General features: G+C 67.6%; 11 protein-coding genes and 1 pseudogene. 6 read left to right on the forward strand and 6 right to left on the reverse strand.

What is annotated here, in order from left to right; genetic code table 11:
- From WA965_RS27220 to egtE, 5 genes and pseudogenes are all read left to right on the forward strand, one after another.
- Nucleotides 1–139, forward strand: a pseudogene (locus tag WA965_RS27220) (ergothioneine biosynthesis glutamate--cysteine ligase EgtA); the annotation flags it as partial.
- Complete coding sequence (egtB, locus tag WA965_RS27225; RefSeq protein ID WP_526295450.1) at nucleotides 136–1,425, forward strand: ergothioneine biosynthesis protein EgtB; 1,290 nt, start codon at nucleotides 136–138, stop codon at nucleotides 1,423–1,425. The pseudogene WA965_RS27220 and the gene egtB, both read left to right, overlap by 4 nt.
- Nucleotides 1,418–2,107 (forward strand): ergothioneine biosynthesis protein EgtC, encoded by a 690-nt coding sequence (gene egtC / locus WA965_RS27230; protein ID WP_526295448.1) that lies wholly within the window; start codon nucleotides 1,418–1,420, stop codon nucleotides 2,105–2,107. Before egtB ends, egtC begins: the two co-directional genes overlap by 8 nt.
- The gene (egtD, locus tag WA965_RS27235) at nucleotides 2,107–3,072 is read left to right on the forward strand and encodes an L-histidine N(alpha)-methyltransferase (RefSeq protein WP_526295446.1); all 966 of its coding nucleotides are present in this window, start codon (nucleotides 2,107–2,109) and stop codon (nucleotides 3,070–3,072) included. Before egtC ends, egtD begins: the two co-directional genes overlap by 1 nt.
- Nucleotides 3,069–4,166 carry an ergothioneine biosynthesis PLP-dependent enzyme EgtE gene (egtE, locus tag WA965_RS27240; protein WP_526448234.1) on the forward strand — a complete coding sequence of 366 codons (1,098 nt, stop codon included), beginning with the start codon at nucleotides 3,069–3,071 and terminating at the stop codon, nucleotides 4,164–4,166. The genes egtD and egtE overlap by 4 nt, the downstream gene beginning before the upstream one ends.
- On the opposite strand, the gene WA965_RS27245 is transcribed toward egtE, so the two are convergent.
- The 4 genes from WA965_RS27245 to WA965_RS27260 form a co-directional block, all read right to left on the reverse strand.
- A complete protein-coding gene (locus WA965_RS27245) occupies nucleotides 4,156–5,349 on the reverse strand; it encodes a cytochrome P450 (protein ID WP_526300486.1) in 1,194 nt (397 codons plus the stop codon). The two genes, egtE and WA965_RS27245, sit on opposite strands and share 11 nt — an antisense overlap.
- Nucleotides 5,350–5,363: 14 nt before the next feature.
- The gene (locus WA965_RS27250) at nucleotides 5,364–5,939 is read right to left on the reverse strand and encodes a TetR/AcrR family transcriptional regulator (RefSeq protein ID WP_526300484.1); all 576 of its coding nucleotides are present in this window, start codon (nucleotides 5,937–5,939) and stop codon (nucleotides 5,364–5,366) included.
- Nucleotides 5,940–6,047: 108 nt separating this feature from the next.
- Entirely contained in the window at nucleotides 6,048–7,526 is a 1,479-nt protein-coding gene (locus WA965_RS27255) for a glutamate-cysteine ligase family protein (RefSeq protein WP_178357464.1), read from the reverse strand.
- 10 nt (nucleotides 7,527–7,536) lie between these two features.
- Nucleotides 7,537–8,271: a class I SAM-dependent methyltransferase gene (locus WA965_RS27260; RefSeq protein ID WP_526300490.1), complete on the reverse strand. Its 735-nt coding sequence runs from the start codon at nucleotides 8,269–8,271 to the stop codon at nucleotides 7,537–7,539.
- 209 nt (nucleotides 8,272–8,480) lie between these two features.
- Between WA965_RS27260 and WA965_RS27265 the strand changes: the two genes are divergently transcribed.
- Nucleotides 8,481–10,022 carry an NCS1 family nucleobase:cation symporter-1 gene (locus tag WA965_RS27265; protein ID WP_526300482.1) on the forward strand — a complete coding sequence of 514 codons (1,542 nt, stop codon included), beginning with the start codon at nucleotides 8,481–8,483 and terminating at the stop codon, nucleotides 10,020–10,022.
- Between the two features lie 4 nt (nucleotides 10,023–10,026).
- On the opposite strand, the gene WA965_RS27270 is transcribed toward WA965_RS27265, so the two are convergent.
- Together WA965_RS27270 and WA965_RS27275 are read right to left on the reverse strand one after the other, a co-directional pair.
- On the reverse strand, nucleotides 10,027–10,902 hold the full coding sequence (locus WA965_RS27270; protein ID WP_526300480.1) for an aldo/keto reductase: 876 nt from the start codon (nucleotides 10,900–10,902) through the stop codon (nucleotides 10,027–10,029).
- A 4-nt stretch (nucleotides 10,903–10,906) separates the two neighbouring features.
- Nucleotides 10,907–11,287: PadR family transcriptional regulator (locus WA965_RS27275; RefSeq protein WP_526448235.1), on the reverse strand; the 381-nt coding region annotated here is incomplete at its 5' end.

An 11,287-nucleotide genomic window follows, 5' to 3' on the forward strand; every position in this document is an offset into this window, starting at 1 on the left:
GGGCGACCTCGAGGAATCGATGGGGCTGCTGATGCGTTCGGTCGAACAGGGCCGCAGCCCGGCCGACGACTTCGCCGACCGCGCGGTCCGGTACGGGATCGCCGGCGCGGTCACCCAACTGGCACAAGGGGAGTTGTGACGTCACGCGAGATGCTCGCCGACGAACTGGCCGCGGCGAGGAACCGCACGCTGCGGCTCGTCGACTTCGACGACGACGAGGTGCACCGCCAGTACGACCCGCTGATGAGCCCGCTGGTCTGGGATCTGGCGCATATCGGCCAGCAGGAGGAGTTCTGGCTTCTCCGCGGCGGGGACCCGAACCGGCCCGGCCTGCTGTCACGACAGGTCGATCAGCTCTACGACGCGTTCACGCACTCCCGGGCGAGCAGGGTCGGCCTGCCGCTGCTGCCCCCCGCCGATGCCCGCGCGTACTGCGCCACCGTGCGTGGCAAGATCCTCGACGCGCTGGACGCGCTGCCCGACGGACACCCCGACGCATTCACCTTCGGGATGGTGGTCAGCCACGAGAACCAACACGACGAGACGATGCTGCAGGCGCTGAACCTGCGTACCGGTGCGCCGCTGCTCGACCGGGGCAGCGTGTTGCCCGCGGGACGCGCCGGAGTGGCCGGGACGTCGGTGCTGGTCCCTGCCGGTGAGTTCGTTCTCGGGGTCGACGCCGCGGCGGAACCCTTCTCGCTGGACAACGAACGTCCCGCCCACGCCGTCGATGTCGCCGCCTTCCGCATCGGCCGGGTGCCGGTGACCAACGCCGAGTGGCAGCAGTTCATCGACGGCGACGGCTACCGGGAGAGCCACTGGTGGACCGAGGCGGGCTGGGCCCATCGGCAGCAGGCCGGTCTGGCGGCCCCACTGTTCTGGAACGGTGACGGCACCCGCACCCGGTTCGGCCACGTGGAGGACATCCCCGGTGACGAACCCGTTCAGCACATCACCTTCTTCGAGGGGCAGGCCTACGCGGCCTGGGCGGGTGCGCGGCTGCCCACCGAGATCGAATGGGAGAAAGCCTGTGCCTGGGATCCGGATTCCCGGTCCCGGCGTCGATACCCTTGGGGCGCCGCACAACCCACCGCTGAGCTGGCCAATCTGGGGGGCGACGCGCTTCGCCCGGCACCGGTCGGCGCCTACCCCGCGGGTGCGTCGGCGTACGGGGCCGAGCAGATGCTGGGTGATGTGTGGGAGTGGACGACCTCGCCGCTGCGGCCGTGGCCGGGCTTCACCCCGATGGTCTACGACCGGTACTCCGAACCGTTCTTCGACGGCGTCGGCTCCGGTGACTACCGGGTGCTGCGCGGCGGATCCTGGGCGGTTGCGGCGGGCATCCTGCGGCCCAGCTTCCGCAACTGGGATCACCCCATCCGCAGGCAGATCTTCTCGGGCGTGCGGTTGGCGTGGGATGTGTAGGCATCTGGCCTGGCTCGGTGCGCCGGTGTCGGTGGCGTCGCTGATACTCGACCCACCGTCCGGCCTGCTGATCCAGTCCTATGCACCCAGACGCCAGAAGCACGGGCTGATGAATGCCGACGGTTGGGGCATCGGCTTTTACGACAGCGAGGTGCCGCGACGCTGGCGTAGCGCGGCACCGCTGTGGGGTGACGCGTCATTCGCCTCTGTCGCACCGGCACTGGTCAGCGGTTGTGTGGTGGCGGCGGTGCGCTCCGCGAGCGTCGGCATGTCGATCGAGCCGTCGGCCTCGGCGCCGTTCACGGACGGAACCTGGCTGCTGTCGCACAATGGGATCGTCGACCGCGCAGTGTTGCCCGCGACGCGGCAGGCCGAAGCGACCAACGACAGTGCCCTGCTCGCGGCGCTCATCTTCGACCGCGGCATGGAGCGACTCGCCGACACCATCGCCGAGGTCGCGGCCGACGACCCGAACGCCCGGTTGAACATCCTGGCCGCCAACGGCTCTCGACTCGTCGCCACCACGTGGGGAGACACCCTGTCGGTGCTGCGCCGAGACGACGGCGTGGTACTAGCCAGCGAACCCTACGACGACGACCCCGCCTGGCAGGAGATCCCCGACCGCCACCTCGTGGAGGTCATCGACGAGCGTGTGCAGCTCACCCCGCTGAAAGGATCGTGATGACGTTCTCACTGGCCAACTACCTGGCCGCCGACGCCGCCGAGGAAGCGCTTCGCCGCGACGTCCGCGACGGTCTGGCGCAGACTCCGAAGTCGCTGCCACCCAAGTGGTTCTACGACTCCGTCGGCAGCGACCTGTTCGACCAGATCACCCGCCTCCCCGAGTACTACCCGACCCGTGCCGAGGCGCAGATCCTCGGCGCGCGTGCCGCGGAGATCGCCGCTGCGTCCGGCGCCGACACGCTCGTGGAATTGGGCAGCGGCACCTCGGAGAAGACCCGGATGTTGCTCGACGCACTGCGCGACCGGGGATCGCTGCGCAGGTTCGTGCCGTTCGACGTCGACGCCAGCGTGCTGACCGCGGCGGGAGCGGCCATCGAGAAGGAGTACCCCGGTGTCGAGATCACCGCGGTCTGCGGCGATTTCGAAGAGCACCTGGGCAAGATCCCTTCCGAGGGCCGGCGCCTGGTCGCATTCCTGGGATCGACGATCGGCAACCTGACTCCCGGGCCGCGCGCCGACTTCCTGTCCTCGGTGGCCGACCTTCTCCAACCGGGCGACTCGTTGCTGCTGGGCACCGACCTGATCAAGGACACCGACCGGCTGATCCGCGCTTATGACGACAGCGCGGGAGTGACAGCGCAGTTCAACCGCAATGTGCTGGCCGTGGTCAACCGGGAACTCGACGCCGACTTCGATATAGACGCGTTCGCACACGTGGCCCGGTTCAACGATGCCGAGGAGCGCATCGAGATGTGGCTGAGGTCTACGCGCACCCAGCGTGTCCGGATCGCCGCGCTGGACCTCGACGTCGACTTCGCCGACGGCGAGGAGATGCTCACCGAGGTGTCCTGCAAGTTCCGGCGCGAGGGTGTGGACGCGGAGTTGGCTGCCGCCGGACTGCGCCGCACCCACTGGTGGACCGACGAGCCCGGCGACTTCGGACTGTCGCTGTCGGTCAAGTGACTCCGGCCCCAGACCCCACGCTCGCCGAGAGTTGGCGCGCGGCAAGGCCGCCCGTCGCCGGGGTGCACCTCGACAGCGCAGCCTGCTCGCGGCAGAGCTTCGCGGTGATCGACGCCGCTGCCCAGCACGCCCGTCATGAGGCCGAGGTCGGCGGCTACGTCGCCGCGGAGGCCGCCGCCCCCGCCCTCGATGCGGGTCATGCCGCGGTCCGGGCACTGACCGGGATGCGCGACGCCGACGTCGTCCTCACCACGGGTGCCAACCACGCACTCGACGTCCTGCTCGGCGAGTGGACCGGGGAACGCACGCTGGCGTGCCTGCCGGGGGAGTTCGGCCCCAGCCTGATGAGCATGGAGCGTCACGGCTTCGAGATCCGCGAGCTTCCGGTCGACGGATTCGGCCGTCTCGACCTCGACGCGGTCGGTGCGTTCCTGTCGTCGAATCCGCCTGCGCTGGTGCACTTCACCGTGCTGGCCAGCCACACCGGGATCGTGCAACCCGTACGTGAGATGGCCTCGGCGTGCCGGGCACACGACATCCCGCTGATCGTCGACGCGGCCCAGGGTTTCGCCCATCTGGACTGCACCGGCATCGGGGCCGACGTGCTGTACACGACGTCGCGCAAGTGGACGGCCGGCCCGCGGGGCGTCGGCATGCTGGCGACCCGCCCCGGTTGGTTCTCCGAGGCCACGATGCTGCGGTTGAGTCACGCGGAGAAGAACATCGGGCTGCACGTCGCGCTGTCAGTGGCCCTCGGGGAGCATGTCGCGGCGGGGCCACAGGAGATTCAGGCCAGGCTGCGCGAGGTCGGTGCCGTCACCCGCGGCGCGCTCGGGCAGGCCACCGGGTGGCGTGTCGTCGAACCCGACGACGAACCCAGCGCCATCACGACCTTGCAGCCGCCCGACGGGATCGACCCCATGGAGGTGCGGGCGCGGTTGATCGCCGAGCACTCCATCGTCACGACGTTCCTCGGTCTGGAACGTGCGCCGCGGGAGATGACCCGACCGGCGCTGCGGGTGTCGCCGCACGTCGACGTCACCGATGCCGATCTCGAGACACTCGTCGAGGCGCTGGCAGCGGTTACGCGCTGACCGTTGTCGTCGCCAACCGCACCGGCATCTGCTTGACCCCGGGCACCATCGTCGCCTGCATCCGGACGACCGCACCGTCGAGTTCGATCTGCTCGAAGCGGGCCAGCAGTTCCTCGAACAGCACCCGCGCTTCCAGGCGGGCCAGCTGCGCACCCAGACAGGAATGTTCACCACACCCGAACGCCAAGTGCGGGTTCGGGTTCCGGGTGATGTCGAGCTGTTCGGCGGTGGGTCCGAAGATCTCCTCATCGCGATTGGCCGAACCGTAGAGCATGGTGAGGTACTGGCCCTCGCGGATCAGCTGTCCGCGGATCTCGACATCCCGGGTGGCACATCGCGACATGTTGGCAACCGGCGTGGTGAAGCGGAGCAACTCCTCGACCGCCGACGGCATCAGTTCGGGATGCTCCCGCAGCAGCCGGAACTGCTCGGGATTGTTGATGAGCGCCAGCGTGCCCAGCGCGATGAGGTTGCGGGTCGTCTCATTGCCGGCGACCAGCAGCAGCAAGCAGAACTGGAGCAGGTCCTGATCGGTCAGCCGTTCACCGTCCACCTCGGCGGCGACCAGAACCGACAGCAGATCGTCGGCGTGGCCGAGGGCGCCGCTGCGGCGCAGCGAGATCAGCTCCTGGAAGTACTCGTAGAGCTGGCCCAGCGCGGTGAAGGTGTCCAGTTCGACGTCGGGGTCGTCCATCCCCACCGTCGCATCCGACCACGTCCGGAACTGTTCCCAGTCCTGGTCGGGAGCACCGAGCAACTCGGCGATCATCCGCGTCGGCAGCGGCGCGGCGATCTGTTCGGCGAACTCGGCGCCGGCGTCCGGATCGATGCTGTCCAGTGCGGCCCGGGCGAACGTGCGCAGCTTGGGTTCCAGGATCGCGACCTGGCGGCGAGTGAACCCGGTGTTGATCAGCTTGCGCAGTTGCCGATGCCGCGGCGGGTCGGTGAAGATCAGGCTGCCGTCGAGCACCGGGTTGCCGATTGCCGGGTCGGGGACGGTGATGCCCTTGGCCGAGGAGAACAGCGCCGGGTTGGTCGAGACGTATCTGATGTCCTCGTACTTCAGCAGCCCCCAGAAACCGGCCTCGGCGTTCCAGCACACCGGTTGGGTGGCACGCAGTTCCCGGTAGGCGGGGTACGGATCGCCTGCGTAGAACGCGGGGGAGTGCAGGGGCGGGGCCATCGGATCTCCTTCGGTCAGGCCGGTGGTGGTGCAGAGCAGTGGTGCAGGCCGGCCAGGATGACGCGCAGGCCGTGTTCGAAGAGCAGCTGGGCATCACCCGCTCCGGTGCGTCGCAGATGGTGTTCGAGCTGCACCGAGCCGAGGAGATGGATGTAGAGGACCGCGTGCGCGGAATCCACATCATCTGGTGCCCAACGTGATTCGGCCAGGATCTGTTTGGCGGTGTGGTTCATGGCGTGGGCTGCGCCGATCATCGGGCGTTGCTGGATCAGTGCGGCGATGCCCGGGACGGCGACCATCGCGCGCCAGGCGTTGCCGTAGATCTCTGTGATCCGGTCCTCCCAGCCGCCGTCGACAGGGATCTCTATGCTCTCGAGGACCGAGTCGGTGAGCAGGTCGAGCATCGCGGCCTTGTCTTTGACGTGGTAGTAGACCGACGACGCCGACGTCCCCGCCTCGGCGGCGAGGTTGCGCATCGTGACGTTCTCGACGCCGACCCGGCGGGCCAGTTCGAGCAGGTGCTTGACCAGGTGTTCCCGGTCGAGCGCGCCATACGGCAGGACCGATGTGGTGCGTCGGGTCCGTGGCATGCGGTCACCTCTTCTGAACAACGTTCGGATTCGAACGTTGTTCAGATCAGACCATCTGAAAGCGCCTCGGTCAAGAGGGTCGGGCCGCGGCCGAATGACGCGAAACCGTCAGCGGGGCAGGTCCCAGGTGTGTACCGGGTCGTTGGAATGCATCCGCTCGCAGTACAACCGCAGCATCTCGGCGAGCGCGTCGGGCCGGCTCAGCCCGCGACCCTGCAGCGCCTCGACCGCCGCCGACTGCCACACCGCTCCGTTTCGGCCCGTCTTGGCGCGGCCCTCGATCACCCCGAGGTAGCGGTCGCGTACATCGGCGGCAACCTCCCACCGGCGAAGACCCTCCTCGGCCATCGGCAACAACTCGCGCAGCACCAGTTCGTCGGGCGTGACCTCACCCAGGCCCGGCCAGTACAACCGGGCATCCATTCCCCGCTGGGCGGCGGCCAGGAAATTGGCTTCTGCCGCAGCAAAACTCATCTTCGTCCACAGCGGCCTGTCCTCCTCGGACAGTGCTCGCAGCATTCCGTAGTAGAACGCGGAGTTGGCCATCATGTCGACGACGGTCGGCCCCGCAGGCAGCACCCTGTTCTCGACGCGCAAGTGCGGTCGGCCGTTCACCACGTCATACACCGGCCGGTTCCATCGGTAGATGGTGCCGTTGTGCAGCCGCAGTTCCGACAGCTGCGGGGTGCGGCCGGCTGCCAACTCGGCGACGGGGTCCTCGTCGGACAGCTCGGGAAGCAGTGACGGGAAGTAGCGCACATTCTCCTCGAACAGATCGAAGATCGACGTGATCCAGCGTTCCCCGAACCACACCCGCGGGCGCACTCCCTGGGTCTTGAGCTCGTCGGGCCGCGTGTCGGTGGCCTGGGCGAACAGTTCGATCCGCGTCTCCGACCACAGGTGGTGGCCGAAGAAGTACGGGGAGTTGGCGCCCAGGGCCAACTGCGGGCCCGCCAGCACCTGGGCGGCGTTCCAATTGTTGGCGAAGTCGGCCGGGGAGACCTGCAGATGCAACTGCATGCTGGTGCACGCCGATTCGGGTGCGATCGAGGCGGTCTGCAGGGACAGCCGTTCGGGACCAGCGATGTCGATCATGATGTCCTCACCACGGGCGGTGAAGATCGAGTCGTTGAGGGCCTGATAGCGCGTCGACTCGCTCATCCAGGGCCCGGACAGGTGCTCGGGCATCAGGGTGGGCAGGATCCCGATCATGACGATGTGGGCGCCGTCGGTGTTGGCCTTGACCTCGGCGGCGTTGAGGCTGGCGCGGACCTCACCCTCGAGGTCCAGCGCGGCGCGCCCCGGCAATCGCCGCGGTGGCACGTTGAATTCGATGTTGTAGGCGCCCAATTCGGTCTGATAGGCAGGGTCGGCGATCGAGGCCAGTACCTCGGAGTTGCTCATCGCAGGCTGGTAGTGGGAGTCGACGAGGTTGCATTCGATCTCCATGCCGGTCAGTGGCTTCTCGAAGTCGAAACTCGACTGCGCGAGCATGGTCTCGAAGACGTCGAGGGACAACTGCACCTTGCGTCGGTAGTCCCGGCGGTGCGCGCGACTGAACACTGTCTGCTTCAGTTCCTCGCCCACGTGCCGAAGCCTATCGGCGAGATGCCACCACCACTTGCGGACTGAGCAACCCGCCGCGTAACTCCACCTCGATCGACGGGTCGGCGTAGGCGGCCAGCGCCCGCATCGCCGACGGACTGTAGGCACGCAGCGAACTGATCACCCCGTCATGCAGAAACGGGGCGAACGGCGCCAGCGGCAGCATCGCGGCAAGTTGCAGCACGTGCAGCGGCGCCGGGGGCCGCGGCAGGTCGATGATCACCAGCTTGGTCGCCACCCGGGTGCCCTCGGCGAACACCCGTGCGGCCGCCTCCGGCGGCAGGTGATGGAAGGACAAGGCGAACACCGCGAGGTCGAATTCCCCGTCGTCGGCATCCAGCGACGTCGCATCCATCTCGCGCACGGTGGCGCGCGGATGCGTTCCGATGTCGCCTGCCGCGATCGCCGCCACCGATGCGGGTTCGACGTCGGTCACCGTCAGCCGCGCTGTCGGATGCCAGTCGAGCAGCTTGCGGGACAGTCCACCGTGGCCGGCGCCCAATTCGAGGATCCGAGGGTCGGCGACCTCGGCGACCTCGTCGAGCACGATCTCGGCGAACTTGTCATGGTTGCCGAACATCTCGCCGGTCCAGTCCAGCGCGCGGATCACGCTGCGCTTGCGCGCCTCGAGGTCCGCATCTCCGTCAGAGGTGCGGTCCAGGTACTCCAGACGGTCGGTCTGCAGCAGCCGGTCCAGACAGGAGGCACTCGGGCCGCCCCGGGGCATGCGGGCGATGTCGATCGTGCTGACTGTTGAGGTACCCACGCCCTCCATCATGGACGACCGGTCGCAACGTCGGTCATCGGAGGGAAACACGAGGCACACATCACCGCAACCACAGCGTCATAGCGTCACGAGATGTCGGCGCGCCGTCCAGGGTGTGCCAGGCCGTACGGGCCGGTCCGGTGGGTCCGGCGGTCCGGGAAAGGATCTTGATGGCCGCCGACCAGAGCGACCCCGTCCACCACGACCCCTTGATCATCTCCTCGTCGCCGTCGGCGGCGATCGTCGTCGACGACTTCGTGGCGTCGGAGGCGCACAGTTCACTCCACAACGAAGAACTGGCGCCGACGTCGCCGGCGCAGCGGAAATGGGGCTGGTTCGAGATCTTCAACGTCTGGACCAACGACGTCCAGAGCCTGGCCGGCTACACGCTGGCCGCCAGCCTGTTCGTCACCGCCGGCATCAACGGCTGGTTCGTCCTGGGGGCGATCGTCCTGGCCGGAACACTGGTGATGTTCTTCGTGAACTGGTCGGGACGGCCGAGCGTCAAGTACGGCGTGCCCTATCCGGTGGTGGCCCGAGCGTCGATGGGCGTGCGGGGGGCGATGTTCCCGGCGACGGTCCGGGGCATCGTCGCCATCTTCTGGTACGGCGCCCAGACCTACTTCGCCTCCACCGCAGTCGCATTGGCGATCAACGCGGTGCTCGGTGCGACGCCGACCGGCATGTTCCTCGGGATGACCTGGGTGGACTGGGTCTCCTACACCGTGGTGGCCGGCTTCCAGATCTGGTTGTTCGTCCGCGGTCTGGACGGAATCGTGAAGTTCCTCAACTTCGCCGGTCCCGCGGTCTACGCGGTGATGATCCTGCTGCTGGTCGCGATCTGGTGGCAGGCCGGTTCCGGGTTGTTGAGCTCGGTCGGCGATCTGTTCGCCGGGGAGAAACAGGGCACCGCCGCGATCGCCGCATTCTTCGGGGTGGTGGGAACGATGATCGCCTACTTCTCGGCGGTGATCATCAACTTCGGCGACTTCGCCCGCTTCACCCGCAGCGACCAGGAAATGAAGAAGGGCAACCTGCTCGGACTCCCGGTGAGCCTGACGTTCTTCACGCTGCTGTCGCTGTTCATCACCGCGGGCGCCTACATCGTGTTCCAGGACGGCCAGGGCGACCCGATGACCAACCCGGCAGACATCGTCGGCGCGGTGGGCAACGTGTGGCTCAGCATCCTGGCCGCGGTCACGTTCTTCATCGCCACGGTCGGCATCAACCTGGTGGCGAACTTCATTCCGCCGGTTTACGACATCGTGAACCTGAAGCCGGAGAAGCTGAACTTCCGGATCGCCGGGTTCATCACCGCAGCATTGGGTTTCATCATCGGCGCGCTGTGGGTGTCGGTCATCGGCAATGCGGGTCTGCCCAAGTTCGTCGACACGCTCGGTGCGGTCCTGGCTCCGCTGTACGGCATCATGATCGCCGACTACTTCCTGCTGAGGCGCCAGACTCTCAAGATGAAGGACCTGTACTCGGTCGATCCTGTCGGCATCTACTACTTCAACAAGGGCTGGAATGTCCGGGCGCTGTGGGCCTTCGCGGTGTCCGGGGTGTTCGCGATCTCCGCGGTCTGGGTGCCTGCGCTGCATGCGCTGTCCGGGTTCGCCTGGGTGTTCGGCGCGGCCCTGGGTGCTGGGCTGCACTGGCTGGTGATGCGCGGTCACTCGATCGACGCCCCGAAGGAGTCGGTCACCGCCTGAGATCTCAGGCGGCGGCGTCGAGCTCCTGTCGGATGTCGTCGTCGAGCGTGATGTCGGCGACCGCGGTGTTCTGCTCCAGGTGGGCCACCGACGACGTGCCGGGGATCAGCAGCACGTTCGGTGCCACCGACAGCGTCCACGCCAACACGATCTGTGCGGGCGTGTGGCCCAGTCGGGCCGCCTCACGAACGACCGCCGGGTGTCCGAGAACCGGGTTGTCGGCGGCGAAGCCGGACCCGAGGGGGAAGAACGGGACGAACGCGATCCCGTGCTCCGCGCACAGTTCCAGCACCGGCCCGGACGTGCGGTCGAGCAGGTTGTAGGCGTTCTGGACGCAGACGATCTCGGTGCGGTCCAGGGCGATTCGTAGGTGCTCGGCCGCGATGTTGCTCAGGCCGATCCCGTCGATCAGACCGTCGTCGCGCGCTGCGATCATGGCGGACAACTGGCGGTCGAAAAGGTCGTGATCCACCTCGATGGGTGCGTTGGGATTCTCGCCGCCGAACACCCGCAGGTTGACTGCGGCCAGCCTGTCGGTCTGCAGCGTGTCGAGGTTCTCCTCGATCTGCCGGCGCAGGTCGTTGGGCTCGGGTGCCGGCAGCCAGTTGCCCACGTCGTCGCGCTTGCCGCCGACCTTGCTGACCAGCGCAAGGCTTGCGGGGTAGGGGTGGAGTGCTTCGCGGATGAGTTCGTTGGCGACGTCCGGTCCGTAGATCTGCGCGGTGTCGATGTGGTTGATGCCGAGGTCGACGACCCGCCGCAGGACGGCGATGGCCTGGTCGTGGTCGCGCGGCGGGCCGAACACGCCGGGTCCGGGCAGCTGCATGGCGCCGAACCCGACGCGACCGACGGAGTGGGTGCCGAGGGCAAAAGTGTCCATGCGGTCAGTCTTCTCCGAGAACCTGATAGATCTCGCGGCGGGCAGTGTTGACGATGTCGACGATGCGCTGCTGCTGCTCGGCGTTCGCGGCGTGAGCTGACTGGGCGACCGCGCCCATCAGTTGGCCGACGGCATTGCGCAGGCCCATCGCGCCGGGGTCGGCGTCCTGGGTGATCTCGTCCCACGGCGCTGTCTCGATCTTCTCGGCAGCAGCGCGACCGTCGTCGGTCAGCTCGAAGCGCTTCTTGCTGCCCTCGGACTCGGTTGCGATCAGCAGGCCTTCGTCGACAAGGAGTTGCAGCGTGGGATACACCGAGCCGGGGCTGGGCTTCCACAACTGCTGGCTGCGTTCGTTGATCTCCTGGATCATCTCGTAGCCGTGCAT

Origin of the sequence: Mycobacterium sp. (assembly GCF_049683935.1) — a bacterium.
Lineage (GTDB): Bacteria > Actinomycetota > Actinomycetes > Mycobacteriales > Mycobacteriaceae > Mycobacterium.